Source organism: Betaproteobacteria bacterium (assembly GCA_016720855.1).
In the GTDB taxonomy this organism is placed as follows: domain Bacteria; phylum Pseudomonadota; class Gammaproteobacteria; order Burkholderiales; family Usitatibacteraceae; genus FEB-7.
In genome coordinates, this window is the sequence record JADKJU010000003.1 from 362,884 (window position 1) to 380,935 (window position 18,052).

General features: G+C 67.6%; 15 protein-coding genes. 10 read left to right on the plus strand and 5 right to left on the minus strand.

From position 1 onward, the window contains the following. Positions 1-6 precede the first annotated feature (6 nt). Positions 7-2,676, minus strand: a complete 2,670-nt coding sequence (locus IPP91_15345) for a TonB-dependent receptor (GenBank protein MBL0143441.1) — start codon at positions 2,674-2,676, stop codon at positions 7-9. 226 nt (positions 2,677-2,902) lie between these two features. Here IPP91_15345 and dacB point away from each other — a divergent pair, with 226 nt between their 5' ends. Further along, positions 2,903-4,360: a D-alanyl-D-alanine carboxypeptidase/D-alanyl-D-alanine-endopeptidase gene (gene dacB, locus IPP91_15350; protein MBL0143442.1), complete on the plus strand. Its 1,458-nt coding sequence runs from the start codon at positions 2,903-2,905 to the stop codon at positions 4,358-4,360. A 10-nt stretch (positions 4,361-4,370) separates the two neighbouring features. Here the strand turns inward: dacB and IPP91_15355 are convergent, their stop codons facing one another. Next, on the minus strand, positions 4,371-4,982 hold the full coding sequence (locus IPP91_15355) for a M15 family metallopeptidase (GenBank protein ID MBL0143443.1): 612 nt from the start codon (positions 4,980-4,982) through the stop codon (positions 4,371-4,373). 106 nt (positions 4,983-5,088) lie between these two features. On the opposite strand from IPP91_15355, the gene murA reads away from it, so the two are divergent. Genes murA through IPP91_15370 form a run of 3 tightly spaced genes read left to right on the plus strand, consistent with a single transcriptional unit; the run spans position 5,089 to position 8,909 of the window. Beyond that, positions 5,089-6,408, plus strand: a complete 1,320-nt coding sequence (gene murA / locus IPP91_15360; protein ID MBL0143444.1) for a UDP-N-acetylglucosamine 1-carboxyvinyltransferase — start codon at positions 5,089-5,091, stop codon at positions 6,406-6,408. 33 nt (positions 6,409-6,441) lie between these two features. Then, positions 6,442-7,917, plus strand: coding sequence for a sodium:solute symporter (locus IPP91_15365; GenBank protein MBL0143445.1), 1,476 nt, complete (start codon positions 6,442-6,444; stop codon positions 7,915-7,917). Continuing rightward, positions 7,914-8,909: a succinylglutamate desuccinylase/aspartoacylase family protein gene (locus IPP91_15370; GenBank protein ID MBL0143446.1), complete on the plus strand. Its 996-nt coding sequence runs from the start codon at positions 7,914-7,916 to the stop codon at positions 8,907-8,909. Before IPP91_15365 ends, IPP91_15370 begins: the two co-directional genes overlap by 4 nt. A gap of 66 nt (positions 8,910-8,975) precedes the next feature. Here IPP91_15370 and IPP91_15375 read toward each other — a convergent pair whose 3' ends face one another. Both IPP91_15375 and IPP91_15380 read right to left on the minus strand, forming a co-directional pair. Continuing rightward, on the minus strand, positions 8,976-10,124 hold the full coding sequence (locus tag IPP91_15375; GenBank protein ID MBL0143447.1) for an aminopeptidase P family protein: 1,149 nt from the start codon (positions 10,122-10,124) through the stop codon (positions 8,976-8,978). 10 nt (positions 10,125-10,134) lie between these two features. Next, positions 10,135-11,106, minus strand: a complete 972-nt coding sequence (locus IPP91_15380; protein ID MBL0143448.1) for a tripartite tricarboxylate transporter substrate binding protein — start codon at positions 11,104-11,106, stop codon at positions 10,135-10,137. A gap of 106 nt (positions 11,107-11,212) precedes the next feature. On the opposite strand from IPP91_15380, the gene IPP91_15385 reads away from it, so the two are divergent. The 6 genes from IPP91_15385 to IPP91_15410 all read left to right on the plus strand — a co-directional run bounded on the left by IPP91_15385 (position 11,213) and on the right by IPP91_15410 (position 17,482). Beyond that, entirely contained in the window at positions 11,213-12,004 is a 792-nt protein-coding gene (locus tag IPP91_15385; protein MBL0143449.1) for a helix-turn-helix domain-containing protein, read from the plus strand. 190 nt (positions 12,005-12,194) lie between these two features. Further along, entirely contained in the window at positions 12,195-12,674 is a 480-nt protein-coding gene (locus tag IPP91_15390) for a cyclic nucleotide-binding domain-containing protein (GenBank protein ID MBL0143450.1), read from the plus strand. After that, a complete protein-coding gene (locus IPP91_15395; GenBank protein ID MBL0143451.1) occupies positions 12,671-13,819 on the plus strand; it encodes an AI-2E family transporter in 1,149 nt (382 codons plus the stop codon). The genes IPP91_15390 and IPP91_15395 overlap by 4 nt, the downstream gene beginning before the upstream one ends. 90 nt (positions 13,820-13,909) lie before the next feature. After that, positions 13,910-15,214: a paraquat-inducible protein A gene (locus tag IPP91_15400; GenBank protein ID MBL0143452.1), complete on the plus strand. Its 1,305-nt coding sequence runs from the start codon at positions 13,910-13,912 to the stop codon at positions 15,212-15,214. Next, positions 15,207-16,892 (plus strand): MCE family protein, encoded by a 1,686-nt coding sequence (locus IPP91_15405; GenBank protein MBL0143453.1) that lies wholly within the window; start codon positions 15,207-15,209, stop codon positions 16,890-16,892. Before IPP91_15400 ends, IPP91_15405 begins: the two co-directional genes overlap by 8 nt. Next, entirely contained in the window at positions 16,892-17,482 is a 591-nt protein-coding gene (locus IPP91_15410) for a membrane integrity-associated transporter subunit PqiC (GenBank protein ID MBL0143454.1), read from the plus strand. Before IPP91_15405 ends, IPP91_15410 begins: the two co-directional genes overlap by 1 nt. 138 nt (positions 17,483-17,620) lie before the next feature. Here IPP91_15410 and IPP91_15415 read toward each other — a convergent pair whose 3' ends face one another. Continuing rightward, positions 17,621-17,965: an FKBP-type peptidyl-prolyl cis-trans isomerase gene (locus IPP91_15415; GenBank protein ID MBL0143455.1), complete on the minus strand. Its 345-nt coding sequence runs from the start codon at positions 17,963-17,965 to the stop codon at positions 17,621-17,623. Positions 17,966-18,052 lie beyond the last annotated feature (87 nt).

Sequence of the window (18,052 nt, forward strand, 5' to 3'; positions counted from 1 at the left end):
GCGTGCCTAGAACGTGTAGGCCACGCGCGCGGTGTAGGAACGCCCGCGCGGGTCGGCGATGCGCGGGTCCCAGCCGGCACCGGCCGCGAAGTCCACGTTGTGCGCCGTGAAGGGCGGATCCTCGTTGAGCAGGTTCTTGATGCCCAGCGTGATCACCGTGTTCCTGAAGCCCGTGTAGTTCGCGGAAACGTTATAGACGATGTAGGAGTCGACCTTCGTCTCGAAGCCCGCGGGGACCACCCCGACCGGAACCTCATCCTTGTAGCCGTCGGTGTACTGCTGGTAGAGCGAGGCGCTCCACGGACCCTGGGTGTACGTGAAGTTCGCCGTGTGCTTCCAGCGCACGTAGAGGTCGCGGCGGGCGTATTGCCCCACCAGTTCGGTGTAGGACTGCGTATCGAAGATGCGGGTGCGGAAGCTGTCGTAGTAGGTTCCGACGAGGCCCGCGTTCCACTTGCCCGGGCCGAGGTTGCCGTTGAACAGCACGGTCAGGTCGAAGCCGCGCGCGATGTCGCCATCCGCGTTGACGAATCCGGCGCGGATGTAGCCGCCGGGGCCGTCGAGCCGCCCGTTGGTCCCGCGTACCAGGTTCTCCGGGAACGTCGTGTAGTTGGCGAGGACCTCTTGCGGCGTGAGTTCGTAGATGCGGTCGCTGCGCTTGACCTCCCAGAAATCCATGCTCGCCATCGCCCACTTGGCCGGCTCGATCACGAATCCGGCGGACCACTGCTTCGAGGTTTCCGGCTGCAAGTCCTTGTTGCCGCCCTGGCGCGCGTTGGGGCGAATCGCGCAAACCGAGAGATCGTTCGGGGCCAGCGGGCAAAGCACCGGGTCGGCCACGTTGCCCGGCACCGGGGCGTCGCCCTGCGCGCCATAGAGCTGGAAGAAGCTCGGCGCGCGGAAGCCTTCCTGGTACGAGGCACGAAAGAGCAACTGGCTGAGCGCGTTCCACTTGAGCGCGACCTTCGGGTTGGTGGTGCCACCGAAATCGCTGTAGTTGTCGTAGCGCACGGCCAGCTGCGCCTCGAGGTTCTTCACGATGGGCACCAGGAGCTCGCCATAGACGGCCTTGATGGTGCGCTCGACTTTCGGAAACTCCGCATCGAAGGCGGCCTGGTAAACCGGCTGCGTGGCAGTGGAGCCGTCGGAGAACTTGTAGCTCTCGCGGCGCAGGTCGAAACCCGCGGCGAACGAGAGGGCGCCGGCCGGCAGTTTCATCAGGTCCCCGGAAATCGCGCCGTCGGCCTGCAGCAGGCGCGACTCGCCGCCGAAGAGCTTGGTGCCGTCGGCACGCGCCGCGTCCAGGAGGGCCTGCCCGGCCGGCGTCTGCGACTGCCCGTATGGCAGCCACGGATTCACCAGGCCGCTTCCCAGCGCCGTCGTGAGCGGGGCCGTGAACATGTAGCCGCGCCCCAGGTCGGAGTCGGCGTTGCTTCCCGCCGTGGACAGGCCGAGCTTCCAGTCGTACTTGCCGTCGAGCACCCCTTCGAGGCCCACGAGCAGGCGGTAGTTGTCCGTCGTCGTCTCGATGGTCCGGCCGCCGCAATCGTCGCAGCGCCACCGGTAGGCGATGGGCAGGTTGGGGTTGAAGGTCGCGATGTAGGCGGAAAGGTCCTGGTAGTACGGGCCGTTGACCGGATACTGCATGCCCGAGAAGCTCCCGGTCGTGGTGATCTGGAGGGGCTCGAATTGCTTCGTCGCCTTGGTGCGCGAGCCGACGATTTCGGCGAACGCGGTCACGTCGTTGGTGACCATGAAGGTCCCGCGCGCGACCAGGTTCACGCGGTCCACCGGCTGGATCATGACCGCGGCCGCGCCATAGTCGTAGGCGCAGCCGTAGCGGAACCCGGGGCTGTTCCAGAGCACGGTCTGGTACTGGGTCTGGCCCGGATAGCTGTCGCAACCAGTGGTGAACGCCAGCAGGTTGGCCCGGTTGTAGGTCTGCGTGCCGCCGCTGGGCGTGCGGAACGTGGCGCCCATGGCCGTGCCCGAAAGGCCCGTCTGCGTGGCGAAGGTTGTCCCGGTGGTGTCGGGCGAAAGGCCCCGGCTGGGCTGGAACCCGTTCGAGAAGGAGCGGTCGTGGCCGTTCAGGATCTCCTGGCGGTCCACGGCGACGTTGGCCATGATGTTGTAGCGGTCCTTGCCGAGGTCCCCCGTGCCGGCGAGGATCGTGGCCCGGTAGACGTTGCCGCCGCCATCCTCGGTGACGTCGACCGCCCCCGCCACCTCGACGCCCTTGAAGTCGCGCCGCAGGATGAAGTTGATCACGCCGCCGATCGCGTCCGTGCCGTAGATCGCCGAGGCACCGTCCTTGAGCACTTCCACGCGCTCGACGGCCGATAGCGGGATGGAGTTCAGGTCGACGGCATTGCCCTTCGCGCCGTGCGTGGACACGCGCCGGCCATTCAGCAGGACCAGCGTGTTGGCGGCGCCCAGGCCGCGCAGGTTCGCGCTGGAATTGCCGTTGTTGTTGCGGTCGGTGGTTCCGAGCTGGATGCCGACGTTCGAAGACAGGTTGTCCGCGCCCGTGCCGTTGGCCGACAGCTTCATGACAAGGTCCTCGGCGCTCACGAAGCCTTGCCGCAGGATCTCTTCGCGCGTGATCACCTGGATGGGCATCGCGCCTTCCTCCTGCACCCGCTTGATGCTGCTGCCCGTCACCTCGACCTTTTCCATCTTCTGGGCCTTCGGATCCGGCACCTGCTGGGCCAGTGCGGGACCGGCGGCAAAAACGAGTGCGACCACGTGCGCAAGCTTGGACTTGTTCAAGGCGGATTCTCCCCTAAGTATTTTTTTGATTTCTTCCGGGATCGGGACCGCGAGACCCGAAAATTCCCGGCGACGATGAAGCTAATACCAATAAACTACCAATTCGTCGCACTCTGCTGCCAACGGTCCGGAAATGCAATACCCGCGCAATCGCCTCGCCGTAGCCGCATTCGCCGGCCTGTGTTTCTGCCTGCCCGCCCCCGCCCAGCTCCCCGACACCGTCACCCGGTTGCTGCAAGGCGCGCACGTGCCGCCCGAGGCCATGGGAGCGATCGTCCTCGATGCGCGCACCGGCGAGACCCGGATCGCGCACCGCGCCGGCGAGAGCCTGCAACCGGCCTCGACGCTGAAGACCCTCACGGCCATCGTGGCGCTCGAACGCCTCGGTCCCGCGTGGCGCGGCCGCAGCGAGCTGGTCACCGCTGCACCGGTATCCGATGGCGTCCTGCAGGGCGATCTCGTGCTGCGTGGCGGCGCCGACCCGGATCTCGATTGGCCCGCCTTCAGGCGTCTCCTCGTTTCGGCCCGCAACCAGGGCATCCGCGAGATCGCCGGCGACTTCGTGCTCGACGCGAGCTTCTTCCAGCCGGCCCGAACGGACGTGGGGCTGCCGCCCTTCGACGAGACGCCGGAGTTTCGCTACAACGTGATCCCGGACGCGATCTTCCTCAACGGCTACCTGCTCGGGCTCGAGATCGACGCCGATTCGACCCGGGTGCGCGTCTCGGCCTCCACCCCGCTCGAAGGCGTGAGCGTCGAATCGTCCCTGGCCCTCGTCGATCGCGCCTGCGCCCTGTGGGAGGACACCTGGAAGATGCCGCAGGTGGAAAGAAGTCCGGACGGCCGCATCCGCATCCGATTGATGGGGGATTTCCCGAAGAACTGCAACACCTCGACGAACATCAGCGTGCTGGACCGCGTCGATTTCGCGGACCGGCTGTTCCGCGCGCTCTGGCGAGAGCTGGGCGGCACTTTCCGCGGCACGACGAAGTTCACGCCGGCCCCCGGAGGGCGAACGCTCGCCCGCCACACCTCGCGCTCGCTGGCGGAGATCACGCGCGACGTGAGCAAGCGATCGGACAACCCGGTCGCGCGCATCGTGTACCTCGTCCTGGGTACGCTCGACAGCGGACCGGCGGGCGGCGATACCGCCGTCCGCGCCGAGCGGGAAGTGCGCGCCTGGTTGAAGGAAAAGGGCATCGACGACGCCGGGCTCGTGCTCGAGAACGGCTCCGGCCTGTCGCGAAAGGAACGCATCCGTCCCGCGCAGCTGGCGACGGTGCTGCTCGCGGCCCGCCGAAGCCCCTGGGCGCCGGAATTCGTTTCGGCCCTGCCCATCGTGGGCTACGACGGCGGCATGAGGAAGCGCCTCAACAGCTCTTCCGCCGCCGGCAAGGCGCGCATCAAGACCGGGACCCTGCGGGACGTGTCCGCCGTGGCGGGCTACGCCGAGAATGCCGCGGGCGAGCCGCTTGTCGTCGTCGCCATGATCAATCACCCCCTGGCCACGGGCAGCGTCGCACGGCCGATCCTCGACGCGTTCCTCGATGCGGTGGTGCGGGACGGAGCCGCGGGGGCGAAGCGCCGATAGTCCCGCGTCCCTAGAGGATGCGCGCGTAGCCGGCCCGCACCTTCAGGCGGTCGCCGCAGTCGAAGTGCCACCACTCGGTGGAAATGCCCATCCAGCCGCCCTCCCGCATCGCCGCGCGCAGCAGCTCACGGTTCCGCACCTGCGCCGGAAGGATCGCTCCCGTGACGAGGTGTCCCTCCTCCAGCGCCGGATGCGAACGCTCGTCCAGGCTGTCGAAGGGCGTGCCCATGTCGAGCTCCCGTCCCTGCGCATCCGCCACCGTCACGTCCACCGCCATGCCGAACGAATGGATGGAGCCCCGGTCCGGCTCGGCCAGGTAGCGAAGCAGGTCCGTTCCCTGGAGCGCGGCCCAGAGCTGTTCCTGCACGCGCTGTGGCCGCATCGCGTCGAGCACGAGCAGGCTCGCGCCTTCCCGTTCACGAGCGAGCCACTGCGCCGATCGCGCGAGGGACGCCGCCGCGTCGCAGTGCAGCCAGGCGCAGTCGAGCGGCGAGTAGAGGTCGCGGCCCGTGAAATTGCCCCGGCTCGCATAGCGCAGGTCCACGCGCACGCCGGGGATCCGCGCCAGGGGGCGGAAATCCGGGTGGCCGGGAACGGCTTCGGCGGAAAGGGTCCGGTCCATGATTTGCACGGCGGCGGCGCGGCGCGGGCGGTCAATGTAACATTCACCCTTGTCTTTCGCTCGCCGCGCGCGGGACAGCCCCGCGACAAGCCGACCCGAACCGGAAATGTCCCTCACACCCAGATACCAGATCCAGGGCGGCCAGCCCGTCAGCGGCCGCATCCGCAGCCTCGGCGCGAAGAACTTCGCGACCAAGGCGATGGTGGCGGCCCTGCTCGCCGAAGGCACCACCACGCTCCTCAACACGCCACGGATCGGCGACGTCGAGATCACCTGCGACCTGCTCGTGGCTTCCGGCGCGAAGCTCGCCTGGAGCCATGAGGGCAACCTGCAGGTCGATGCGTCCGCCATCCGCTCCGCCCGCGTGCCGGTGCCCGACAGCGGCTCGAACCGCATCCCGATCCTCCTGCTCGGCGTCCTGCTGCACCGCCTGGGGGAAGCGCACGTGCCCTTCGTCTCGGGCTGCAACATCGGTTCGCGCCCGGTGGACTTCCACCTGACCGCGGCGCGCATGTTCGGCGCGGAAATCGAGATCGCGAAGGACGGCTATCACGCCAGGCGCAGCGGCCCCTTGCGCGCCTGCCACTACACGCTGCCCTACCCGTCCGTCGGCGGCACCGAGAGCTGCCTCTACCTCGGCGTGCTGGCCAAGGGCACGAGCATCATCGAGAACGTCGCGACCGAGCCGGAGATCATCGCGCTCATCACCATGCTGAACGCGATGGGCGCGCGCATCCAGCTGCGTCCGAACCGCGAGCTCGTCATCGAGGGCGTGGACAAGCTCTACGGCACCACGTTCGAGGTGCTCGGCGACCGCATCGAGGCCGCCTCGTGGGCCGCGCTCGCCGCCGCCACGGACGGCGAGATCACCGTGGACGGCATCGATCCGTCCACGCTCATCAACTTCTTCGGCCCGTTCAACGCGGTCGGCGGCGGCGTCGCGATCGAGGGGCCGAAGTCGATCCGCTTCTTCCGCCGGCACGCCCTCAAGAGCATCGTCCTCGAGACGGACGTGTTCCCCGGCTTCGCGACCGACTGGCAGCAGCCCTTCGCGGTGATGCTCACCCAGGCCTCGGGCACCTCGGTCATCCACGAGACGGTTTACGAGCGCCGCTTCGACTACCTCGAGGCCCTTTCCGCGCTCGGCGCAAAGACGCAGATCGAGACGCATTGCCTGGGCTCCGTGGCCTGCCGGTTCCGGGGCCGCGACTTCCCGCACAGCGCGATGATCCTCGGGCCCACCCTGCTGCATTCGGAGGGACTCACCCTCGACGTGCCGGACCTGCGTGCGGGCCTGGCGTACGTGATGGCGGCGGCGCTCGCGACGGGCGAGACGACGATCACGTCGATCCAGCGCATCGAACGCGGCTACGGGGCGCTGGTCGAACGCACGCGGGACCTGTCGATCCGCATCGCGGCAGCCTGAGTCATGGTGGCCACGGCCGGGCGCGTCGGCTGAATGTCTCCCGGCGTCATGCTGGCGGTGCTCGCGGCGTACTTCGCCGTGCTGTTCGCGGTGGCCTGGCGCACCTCGCGGGATGCGACCAACGACGGCTTCTTCATCGGGAACAAGTCGAGCCACTGGCTGCTCGTGGCCTTCGGCATGGTGGGCACGTCGCTGAGCGGCGTCACCTTCGTGAGCGTGCCCGGCGCCGTGGGGCGCGACGGCTTCACCTATTTCCAGATCGTCCTCGGGTATTTCGCCGGATACCTGGTGATCGCGTACGTGCTGCTGCCGATCTACTACCGCGACAACGTCACCTCGATCTATCACTTCCTCGAGACGCGGCTGGGCCGGGGAGCGCACAAGACGGGCGCCGGCTTCTTCATCCTGTCGCGCACCCTCGGCGCCACGGCCCGGCTCTACCTCGTCGCGAACATCCTGCAGGAGGCGATCCTCGACGGGATCGGCGTGCCGTACTGGCTCACCGCGCTCGTGATCCTGGCGATGATCCTGGCCTACACCTACCAGGGCGGCGTGAAGACCATCGTGTGGACGGACACGCTGCAGACCTCGTGCATGCTGGGCGGCCTCGCGATCGTCGTGGCGAGCCTGCTCGCGAACCTGGACATGGGATTCGGCCAGAGCCTCGAGCGGCTGGCGGACCAGGGACTTTCCACGATCTTCTCGACCGACGTGGACAGCAAGTCGTTCTTCCTCAAGCACCTTGTCGCCGGCGCCTTCATCGCCATCGCCATGACGGGCATGGACCAGGAGATGATGCAGAAGAACATCTCCGTGCGCACCCTTCGGGATTCGCAGAAGAACGTCGTCACGCTCGCCTTCATCATGCTGGGCGTGGTGCTCCTCTTCCTGTACCTCGGTGGCCTCCTGCACCTGTTTGCGCCGACGGTCGGCGTGACCGCCACGGGCGACCGGATCTTCCCCGCCGTCGTCCTCGGGCACCTGCCGGCGCCAGTGCAGCTCGTCTTCCTCGTCGCGCTGGTCTCGGCCCTCTTCCCGAGCGCGGATGGCGCCATCACCGCGCTCACCTCGAGCTTCTGCATCGACATCCTGGGCCTCAAGCACCGCCGCGACCTGTCCGAGCAGGCGCGCACGCGAATCCGCCATCGCGTGCACCTGGGGTTCTCCGCCGTCTTTCTCGCGCTCATGCTCGCCTTCAAGTGGGCGGCGAGCCCGAGCATGATCGGCCTCATCCTCACGCTCGCGAGTTACACCTACGGCCCCCTGCTCGGGCTCTTCGCCTTCGGCATTCTTGCCCGGCGGCGGCTGTCGGACGCGTGGGTTCCCGCGGTGGCGCTTGCCGCGCCCGCGCTGTGCTTCTGGCTCGACCGCAACCAGCAGTCGCTTTTCGGTTCGTACCAGGTCGGCCTGGAAATCCTCGTGCTGAACGGCTTTCTCACCTTTGCCGGCTTGTGGATGATTTCCCGGCCCGGCGAGCCCCTCCCCCATCCCGGAACCGCGCCCGCATGACCACCCCCCTCGACTCCCTGCAGTTCAAGTCCGTCACCTACTCCGGCCTTGGCGCCGGGCCCCGCCTCATCGTCACCGGCGCGGTGCACGGCAACGAGACCTGCGGCACCAGGGCCATCGGGCGTGTGATCGACGACCTCGAAGCGGGGCGGCTTTGGATCGCCGCGGGTACCGTGACCTTCGTGCCCGTGACCAACCCGCTCGCGTACGCGAAGGGCGAGCGCTCGGGCGACCGTAACCTCAACCGCAACCTTTCGCCGACCGCGAGCCCCGTGGATTTCGAGGATCACGTCGCCAACTGGCTCTGCCCGCTCCTCGCGCGGCACGACGTGCTGCTCGACCTGCACTCGACCCGTGCGTTGAATCCGGCTTTCGCGATGCTGGGTCCCTTCGACAACGCAGGTCCCCTGCAACCGTTCAGGCACGCCGCGATGGAGCGGGGCCTTGCGCGGCGGCTGGGCGCGCGGCGCTTCGTCGATGGCTGGCTGGAGACCTATGCGAAGGGCGTCGAACGGCGCCTGAAGCGCCTGGGGCAGGCGGCCACGCGCGCCGAGGCGCTCAACACGGACCCGAAGTACGGCATCGGCACGACGGAGTACATGCGATCGGTGGGCGGCTGCGCCATCACGCTCGAATGTGGCCAGCACGACGATTCCTCCGCGCCCGAGGTCGGCTATCGCGCGATCCTCAACGCGCTCGCGCACCTGGGCCTCGTGAAATCCACGCCAATCGCACCGGTGCAGGATCACGAGTACCTGAGCCTCGTTGACGTGATCGACCGCGCACACGAGGGCGACGCTTTCAGCCGCGAGTGGTCGAGCTTCAACCGGCTGGCGAAAGGCGACCTGATCGGCACGCGCCACGACGGCACGAAAGTGCTTGCCCCGGAGGACGGGTACATCGTCTTCCCGGACCACAGGGCACTGGCGGGCAACGAGTGGTTCTACCTCGCGAAGGCCCGGCCTCCCGCGGCACTCGAACCTGCGGCATGAGCCGGATCGCGGAGGACTGGCACCACTTCCTCTTCGCCCGAGCCGGGACTGGGTGCATCCGGAACGCTAGGCCACGTAGTGCACCTTGGCCGGTGTCTGCACGAGCGGCTCCGCGCCTCGTTCGGTGATGACGGCCGGATACTCGAGCCGCATGCCGCCGCTGCCGGGCACATACAGGTGCGTGCCGAGCGCGACCACCATGCCGGGCTGCACCACGTCGTCGCTGCGCAGGTTGATGAACGGGCGCGTTCGCGCGCACGTCCCAAGGCCGTGCCCGAAGAGCGGCAGGCCGAAGTCCTGGAAGCCATGCTTGGCGAACGTGGCGATGCCTTCGCGCACGCAGTCCGGAATCGGGCGGCCGGGCTTGAGGCTCGCGAGCATGGTCGCCGCGACGTCCTCCCAGCACGCGATCATCTTCGCCTGCGTGTCATCGGGCTTGCCGATGAAGACCGGGATCGCCGTATCGGCGAGGTAGAGATCCAGCATCGGGTGCAGGTCGAGGATCACGAACTCGTCGCGCCCGATTTTGCGGTCGGTGGATTGCTGCGTCACGCCGCGCAGGAACCCGGTCCGCGGCCCGCTGCCCACCTCGGTGCCGCCCGTCACGGCCCACGCCCAGGTGCTGCCGTTGTCGCGAATCGCCGCCTCGATGACGCCGGCGACGTGGTTCTCCGTCACGCCCTCGCGAACGGCGGCAAAACCGGCCCGAAAGCCGATATCCGAGACATGCGCCGCATGCCGCAGCCGCTCGATCTCCGCAGGAGACTTGAGAAGCATCACGTCGTCGATCCAGCGCACGCCGTTCTCGAATGTCGCCGAGGGCAGCGTCGCGACAAGGTCGAGGTACTCCGAGGCAGTGAGCATGCCCGGGGCGACCTGTGCGGCACCCGGGTGACTGAGATCCAGGCCGATGCGCCCGTTGCTGGCGCCCAGAGAAACCAGCGCCTCACGGATCGCCTCGATCATGCCGTCGAAGTGGAATTCGCGCAGGGTGCCGATCTCGCCTTCGGCCTTCACGCGCGATGCGTCCATCGCCCAGTACACGTTCTCGCACTTGCCGTCGGCGGTGACGATCACGGCGCCGCGCCAGGGCATGAACGCCCCGTTCAGGTAGTGCAGCGAGGCCTGGCGGGTGCCCACATAGGCGCTGGCCCCTTCCTTGCGCAGCCGGGCTCCGAGGGCGGCGATTCGTGCCGCAAAGTCGATTCGTTGCATGCTCATCCCCCTATTCCACGCGCGCGCCGGAAGCCCGGACCGCACGCTCCCACTTCTTCGTCTCGGCCTGCATGAATGCGGCGAACTCCTGCGGTGTGCTGCCGATCGGCTCCGCCGCCTGGGCGATCAGGCGCTCGGATACCGCCGGAGCGCGAACCGCAGCGGCAATGGCGCTGCTCAGCTTCGCCACGATCTCCGGCGGCGTCTTCGCCGGCGCCACGACACCGATCCAGCCCACGGCGCTGTAGCCGGGAACGCCCTGCTCCGCGATGGTGGGCACGTCCGGAACCGCGGGTGAGCGGGTGGCGCCGGTCACGCCGAGGGCGCGCAGCCTTCCGCTCTTGACGAGCGGCAGCGCGGTCATCATCGAATCGAACATGAGTTGCACCTGCCCGCCGATCAGGTCGTTCAGGGCCGGGGCGCTGCCCTTGTAGGGGATATGCGGCATGTCGAGTCCCGACATGCTCTGGAAGAGTTCCCCGGACAGGTGCATCGAGGTGCCGCTGCCTCCCGAGGCACGGTTGAGCTTGCCCGGGTTCGCCTTTGCATAGTCGATCAACTCTCGCACGTTCTTCACCGGCACCGAGGGGTTCACCACGAGGATGAGCGGGTATTGCACCACCTGCGACACCGGCGTGAAGTCCTTGATCGGGTCGAAGGGGAGCGACTTGTAGAGCGTCTGGTTGATCGCGTGCGTGCCGATCGTCGCCATGAGGATCGTGTAGCCATCCGGCGGGCTCTTCGCCACGAAGTCGGCGCCGATGTTGCCTCCCGCGCCAGGCTTGGGCTCCACCACCACCGGCTGGCCGAGCGTCTTCTGCATTTCCTGCGCGATGAGGCGCGCGGTGATGTCCGTGGGCCCGCCCGCCGCGGCCGGGACGATGAACTTGATCGGCTTCGTCGGGAAGTCCCCCTGCGAGAGTGCAGGCGGCGCCGCCATTGACACCAGGACGGAAAGGGCGAGAGCAGTCAGTCGGGACATCGGTTCCTCCAGTTGCGTTGTTCGCTAGGCGAACGTATGATCGATAGGAGAACATACTCTAACGGCATCGGCGCGCGCTGTCAAAGGCGCCCGCGGGAGGCAACTCATGAAGGACAAGGACGGCGCGGCAATCGCCGGCAGCGACACTTTCGTGGAAGCCTTCGCGCGCGGCCTCGCCGTGATGCGCGCATTCGGGTCGGGGGCGCCGGCACTCACCATCAGCGAGGTGGCCGTGCGCGCCGGGGTCACGCGCGCGGGCGCGCGCCGCCTGCTGCACACCCTCCTCGCGCTCGGCTACGCACGCACCGACGGCACGCGCTTCTCGCTCACCCCGCGCGTGCTCGAGCTGGGGCACGCCTACCTTTCGTCGCTTTCCATGCGCGAAGTGGCGCAGCCCGTGATCGAGCGCCTGGCGGCGCAACTGCAGGAGATCGTCGGGCTGTCCGTGCTCGAGGGCACCGATATCGTGTTCGTGGCCCGCGCGGAACTGCGCAGCCCGCTCGCACGCGGCATCGGACTCGGTGGCCGGCTGCCCGCGTTTGCCACGTCGATGGGGCGCGTCCTCCTCGCGGGGATGCCGGCCAGCGACGCGAAAAAGCTTCTCTCCCCCCGCTCCCTCAAGCCCTACACGAGCTTCACCCTGTGCAAGCCGGAGGCGCTGGCGCGCCTCCTCGCGCGCGTGCACAAGCAGGGCTACGCGCTGGTGAGCGAGGAACTGGAGCTGGGCGTCTGCGGGCTTGCGGCGCCGATCGTCGACGCGCAGGGGCGGGTCATCGCAGCAGTCAACGTGAGCACCAATCTCGCCCGGCACACGAAAGAGGAGATGCTGCGCCGGTTCCTGCCGCCGCTGCTGGGGGCGGTGGCCGAAATCTCGGTGGGGCTCCGCGCAGGGCGCTAGGCGGCCGCCTCGGCCATCCCCGCCTTCAGAAGCGTGGCGGTCTCGCCCACCACGTCCGCAGGGACAGTCGAGAGGCAGTCCGGGATGGTACGCTTCCCCACGGCGAGCGCCGAGGTTGTCCCTGACCCCCGTTGTAGGGTGAAATAGCGGGTATTGGTCGTGGTCCGACAAGAAGAACGGAGGGTCGTCGATGCTGGAGTTCCTGCACCGGGGTCGGGTGAAATCGCCGCGCCTGCGCGTGCTGCAGCACCTTGCGCTTCTATCGACACTGTCGCCCCGCGAGCGGCAGGTCCTGGATGGCCTGCTGCACGAGCGTCGGTACCTGAAGGGCGAAATCGTCTTCGACCAGGGCGAAGAGGGCGAGACGCTCCATATCGTCGTTTCGGGCCGCGTGCTGATTTGCCGCCAGGGCGAGCCCGTGGCCGGAAAGATAAACGAGATCCTTCCGGGTTTCGCATTCGGGGAAATCGCGCTGCTCGAAAACGCCCCCCGCAGCTACCAGGCGCGGGCGGAAGAGGATTGTGTTCTGGCTTCCCTCTCGCGGGGCGACCTGGAAAGCCTCCTTGACACGAACGCCGCCATCGCATCGAAACTCCTGCTGCAGATCGCGATCCAGCTCAGCCGGGAACTTGTCAGCGCGTCCGCCACGGTGGGCCAAGGGCCGCAATGAAGCGGACCCCGATCGCCACCAGCGACGCCAGCCGGTACGTTTCAGCCGGACCATTCGTCTGGGCGGCGACCGTGGTTTTCACGATGCTGCTGCTTGCGGCGTTGAACCACGTCCTGTGGCTCGTCGTGCCCTTGCTGTTCGCGATCATCCTGTATTTCGGGCTGTTTCCCGTTGTCCGGCGGTTGACGATGGCGGGGCTTTCGCGCGAATCCGCGGCGGCGATTGTTGCCGGCGGATTCTTCCTCATCACCGTGGCGGCGATGGTGCCCACCCTGCTGTGGCTCGTGGCGCAGGAGAGCAGCGGCGAGGCTGCCCTGTTGCGTTACCTCGACGGCGGCCGCACGCTGGTTGACCGGACACTGTTGGCGCTGGAATCGCAGTTCGGATTTCTCCGGCGAATGGACTTCCACGCCGACATGTCCCGCAAGCTCGCGGATTACGGCGGGACCTTCCTCCAGCAGCACCTGTCGCACGTCCTGCTCGATGCCGCGGCATGGCTGCCGGCCCTGTTGCTCGCGCCGTTCCTTGCATTCTTCTTCCTTCGCGACGGACGCAGTTTCCTCAAGCTGATAGGCAAATCGGTGCCGAATGCCTATTTCGAACGCACCCTTTACATGATCGACCGCGTTGACGGCACCGCTCGCGCCTATTTCCAGGGCTTGCTCAAGCTCACCCTGATCGACGCGGCCTGTCTCGCGCTCGGATTGTGGGCCCTGGGCATCCCGCGCGCCGCCGCCCTCGGACTGCTGGCGGCAGTGCTCGCCTGGGTGCCGTACATCGGGTCGGTATTCGCGTGCGGCATCGTCGTGCTCGTCGCGGCCACGGACCTGCCGCTCGACCCCTGGATCGTCTATTACGCCGTCGGATTGTTCATTCTTGTCCGGCTGCTGGACGACTTCGTGTTCATGCCGCTGACCGTCGGGCGCAGCCTGCGCCTGCACCCGCTGCCGACGGTGCTCCTGATATTCGCCGGCGGCGCGGTGGCGGGAATCCCCGGGCTGATCCTGGTCCTGCCCCTGGCGGCCGCCTTGATGGTGGTTGCCGAGACGATCGGCAGCATCGTGAGCAACCCCCGGCTGCGCGCCCGGAACGCGCACGCCAACGCGCTGCAGGCAAGACGCGTCACCGCCGACCTCCGATCGTGACGTACGCAGGCGGCCCGTCGAATCGCATGCCATCCCCGGATGTAGCCTAGACTTCCTGCCCAAGACGTTCCTGCACGGAATCCCTTTTCGATGCGCCCTCTGGCCCTGGACTCGATCGCATGCCCGGACTGCGACCTGCAGCAAGTCGTGCCGCCGCTTCCGCCGGGCGGGAGCGCACGGTGCGCGCGGTGCGCGGTGACGATCGCGAGAAATCCCGTTGATCCGATCGACCGTCCCCTGGCCCTCACCGTCGCCGCCGCGCTCGCCTTCGCGGTCGCCAACATGACGCCTCTGATGGGGCTTTCGGCGGTCGGCCTGGAGACGACGACGACGCTCATGGGCGGGGCCCGGGAAATGTGGTCGCAGGGCAGCGAGGTCACGGCGGCGATCGTGGCGTTCAGTGCGGTCATCGCGCCGGGATGCTTCATCGCGTTCATGCTGATCGTCCTGCTCGCGGCCAGACGGCCGCCGGCTCCGCGCTGGGTGGGGAGGTTGATGCGCGTTGCGTCGTTCGTGCAGCCATGGTCGATGAGCGATGTCATGCTGCTCGGCATCCTGGTCGCGCTCATCAAGATCGCGCAGCTCGCGACGGTGGTTCCCGGCATCGGCATGTACGCGGTGGGCCTGCTGGTCCTGTTGCTGGCCGCGATTTCCGCCACGTTCGACAGCCATGCCATCTGGAAACGGGTCGTCTGGGCCGACGGAACGCCGCCACCGGATTCCCCCGGTACGCAGGCGCCATGGAGAGGCGCGACGACCGCCCCGGCACCCGGTGCCGCACGGACCGGGCTGGCTTCCTGCGCGACTTGCAGGCTGCTGTCGCGTCCGTACGGGCCGGGACAGCCGGGACATTGCCCCCGCTGTGGCGCCACGCTGGCGCCGCACCACCGTCACTCGATCCAGTACACCTGGGCACTGCTGATCGCGGCGGCGATCCTGTATGTCCCGGCCAACGCGCTGCCCGTGCTGATCACCACGACGCTGGGGTCATCGGAGCCCGACACAATCATCAGCGGCGTCGCCAGCCTTTACGAAACGGGCTCCTGGCCGCTGGCGCTGATCGTGCTGATCGCGAGCGTGATGATTCCCATGGGCAAGGTGGTCGCGCTTGCCTACCTGCTAGCCACGGTGCAGCACGGCTCGGTCAGGAGCAACCACGATCGGGCACGGCTGTATCGCCTGATCGACTTCATCGGCCGGTGGTCGATGCTCGACGTCTTCGTCGTCGCGTTCAGCGTGGCGCTCGTGCAGCTCAGGCCGATGATGTCGGTGGCGCCGGGTCCGGGCGTCGTGTTCTTCATGGCGGTGGTCGTGCTGACGATGTTCGCCGCCCATTCGTTCGATCAGCGCCTCATCTGGAATCCCGGCAACCTTCAACGGAGCCCGCATGGCTGAGCCCGCCGACAGCAGCGAACTTCCGCAAGCCATCGTCGTGGCGCCGAAGCGCCGCCGGCTGTCGATCGTATGGGTCATCCCGATCCTCGCCGCGCTGGTGGCCATCGGGATCGCGGTCCAGCGCATCCGCAGCGAGGGAAAGATCATCACCATCGTCTTCCCTTCCGCCGAAGGCATCGAGGCCGGCAAGACCTTCATCAAGTACAAGGACGTGAATATCGGCCAGGTGAGCGCCGTGCAGCTGACCGAGGATCATTCCGAGGTGGAGGTCACGGCCAGGATCACCCAACGCTCCGCGTCGCTCATGGTCGGGGATGCGAGATTCTGGGTCGTCCGCCCGACCATCAGCCTCACCGGGATTTCCGGTCTCAACACGCTCCTGTCGGGCAATTACATCGGCTTCGAGGCCGGGACCTCCGAGAACTCGCAAAACGAGTTCATCGGGCTTGCCGCGCCACCGTTCGTCGCCAGCCAGCTGGGGCGCGAGTTCATCCTGAAGGCCGAGGATCTCGGCTCGGTCTCCACGAGCTCGCCGATCTATTTCAGGCGCCTGCCTGTGGGTCAGGTCATTTCCTACGGTCTCGCCCCGGATGGCACGACCATCGAGATCCGGGTGTTCATCCACGCGCCTTACGACAAGTTCGTGAAGCCCGGAACGCGGTTCTGGAAGGCAGGCAAGGTCGATGTCGTCGTCGATGGCGGTGGCCTGGACATACGCACGGAGTCGCTGGTCGCACTGCTGGTCGGCGGCGTCTCGTTCGATACCCCAGCGGCGTCCACGCCCGACACGACGGACGCGCCCCAGAATACCGTGTTCACGCTCTACGCCGACCGGGCCGCCGCATGGAAGGCGCCCGATGCCCATGCGCGCAACTATGTGCTGCATTTCAACGAGTCGGTGCGCGGCCTCGCCGTCGGCGCGCCCGTCACGCTCCTCGGCCTGCCCGCCGGAGAAGTCACCGGCATCAGCCTGGATCCCGACGTGGCCAACGCGAGCCTTCGTGCACGCGTGACGATCGCGTTCAATCCCGAGCGTTCCCTGGCCCAAGCAGATGCCGGCCGGAAAGCGCGGAGCGACGGGATGCTGGGAGGCAATGACAAGGGCCGCAACGTCTTCCTGCAGCGCCTGATCGACGAGCGCGGCCTGCGCGCGCAGTTGAAGAGCGGCAGCCTCCTGACCGGGCAGTTATACGTAGCTCTCGAATACTTCCCGAGGGCGCCCAAGGCAACGATCAACTGGAACCGGGACGTGCCGGAGCTGCCGGTGGTGTCCAGCACCCTCAGCGACATCGAGAACAGGCTGACTAGCATTCTCGACAAGATGGACAAGCTCCCGCTCGAGGCCATGGGGCAGGCGCTCAAGACGGACCTGGAGGCCCTGGGCGAGACGCTAGTGAGCGCGAACAAGCTCATCACGCGCGTCGATGCGGAGGTGGTTCCGACGCTGAAGGCGGACCTCGATGCGCTCAACCGCGCGCTGGGCAGCATGGAGCGCGCGCTGCAGAACGCGGATGCAACGCTCCTCGGGCCCAATGCCCCCGCGCAGCAGGAGCTGCGCGATGCGCTGACCGAATTCACCCGTGCCGCCCGCAGCATGCGCGTGCTGGTCGATTACCTCGAACGCCACCCCGAGTCGCCGATCCGCGGCAAGGCTGCAACAACGAACGGAGGCAAATGATGGGCCGACCGGAAGTCCTCGCGGTTCTGTGCGCCGCGGCCATGCTCGCGGCCGGATGCGGGACCACGCCCCCGTCGCGGTTCTACACGCTGAGCGCCACCGCGGCACCCACGGCGTCGCCGACCACGCTGGTTGTCGCCGTGGGCCCCGTCACCGTGCCGGCGGTCGTCGACCGGCCGGAGTTCGTCTTGAGTGCAAGCCCGAACGAGCTGCGGATCGACGATTTCAATCGATGGGCCTCGCCGCTGCAGGACAACCTGTCGCGCGCCGTTGCCGAGAACCTCGTCGCGATTCTCGGCACGCCGCGGGTGATCCTGTTTCCGCAACCGCTCGCCACGAGTCCCGACTATCGCGTTGCCATCGAGGTCCGCACGTTCGATTCGACGCCCGCAAAGTCGGCAGCGCTTGATGCCGTCTGGACGATCCGGCAGACGAAGGACGGGAAGACGCGGACGGGACGCACCTCCGCGCGCGAAACGCCGGCGGACGGCGGCTACGAAGCGCTGGCCGCCGCGCATAGCCAGGCAGTGGCCCGCCTGAGCGGGGACATCGCGGAGGCGATTCTCGCGATGCAACGGGGCTCTCCGTAGGGGGCTTGCCCGACGCGGGCGCCATGCGCGTTCGGATGCATGCGTGCGCCACTTACCGCTCTTCGGGATTCTCGATCCCGGCGTGAAGATTCCGGGCGGATTTTCCGGAACCGCCCGGGCAATGGTTGGCCTGGCTTCTCAGCGAACGCCGAGGAGTTCCACGTCGAAGACAAGCGTGGCATTCGGCGGGATGACACCGCCTGCGCCGCGCGCGCCGTAACCCATCTCCGGCGGGATCACGAGCGTACGCTTTCCGCCCACCCTCATGCCGGCCACGCCCTCGTCCCAGCCCCGGATCACCTGCCCGGCCCCGAGACGGAATTCGAAGGGAGAGCCGCGATCGACGGAACTGTCGAACTTCCTGCCATGGCCGTCGGACTGCGCCGGGTCATGCAACCACCCCGTGTAGTGCACCGTCACCGTCCCGGGTCCCGACTCGGCGCCGGTTCCGATCACCACGTCAATCCTTTGCAGTTCCTTCATGGTTTCTCCTTGAGGGTTTCAATCGAAAGAGCGATCCGCTTCTCATCAGGGGCGAAGCGCGCCAGAGCACGTCGCGGACCTCCATGG

Excerpts from the sequence above, each read along its gene's own strand:
- IPP91_15345 (MBL0143441.1), bottom strand. The coding sequence starts at position 2,676 with ATGGAAAAGGTCGAGGTGACGGGCAGCAGCATCAAGCGGGTGCAGGAG.
- dacB (MBL0143442.1), top strand. The coding sequence starts at position 2,903 with ATGCAATACCCGCGCAATCGCCTCGCCGTAGCCGCATTCGCCGGCCTG.
- IPP91_15355 (MBL0143443.1), bottom strand. The coding sequence starts at position 4,982 with ATGGACCGGACCCTTTCCGCCGAAGCCGTTCCCGGCCACCCGGATTTC.
- murA (MBL0143444.1), top strand. The coding sequence starts at position 5,089 with ATGTCCCTCACACCCAGATACCAGATCCAGGGCGGCCAGCCCGTCAGC.
- IPP91_15365 (MBL0143445.1), top strand. The coding sequence starts at position 6,442 with ATGTCTCCCGGCGTCATGCTGGCGGTGCTCGCGGCGTACTTCGCCGTG.
- IPP91_15370 (MBL0143446.1), top strand. The coding sequence starts at position 7,914 with ATGACCACCCCCCTCGACTCCCTGCAGTTCAAGTCCGTCACCTACTCC.
- IPP91_15375 (MBL0143447.1), bottom strand. The coding sequence starts at position 10,124 with ATGCAACGAATCGACTTTGCGGCACGAATCGCCGCCCTCGGAGCCCGG.
- IPP91_15380 (MBL0143448.1), bottom strand. The coding sequence starts at position 11,106 with ATGTCCCGACTGACTGCTCTCGCCCTTTCCGTCCTGGTGTCAATGGCG.
- IPP91_15385 (MBL0143449.1), top strand. The coding sequence starts at position 11,213 with ATGAAGGACAAGGACGGCGCGGCAATCGCCGGCAGCGACACTTTCGTG.
- IPP91_15390 (MBL0143450.1), top strand. The coding sequence starts at position 12,195 with ATGCTGGAGTTCCTGCACCGGGGTCGGGTGAAATCGCCGCGCCTGCGC.
- IPP91_15395 (MBL0143451.1), top strand. The coding sequence starts at position 12,671 with ATGAAGCGGACCCCGATCGCCACCAGCGACGCCAGCCGGTACGTTTCA.
- IPP91_15400 (MBL0143452.1), top strand. The coding sequence starts at position 13,910 with ATGCGCCCTCTGGCCCTGGACTCGATCGCATGCCCGGACTGCGACCTG.
- IPP91_15405 (MBL0143453.1), top strand. The coding sequence starts at position 15,207 with ATGGCTGAGCCCGCCGACAGCAGCGAACTTCCGCAAGCCATCGTCGTG.
- IPP91_15410 (MBL0143454.1), top strand. The coding sequence starts at position 16,892 with ATGGGCCGACCGGAAGTCCTCGCGGTTCTGTGCGCCGCGGCCATGCTC.
- IPP91_15415 (MBL0143455.1), bottom strand. The coding sequence starts at position 17,965 with ATGAAGGAACTGCAAAGGATTGACGTGGTGATCGGAACCGGCGCCGAG.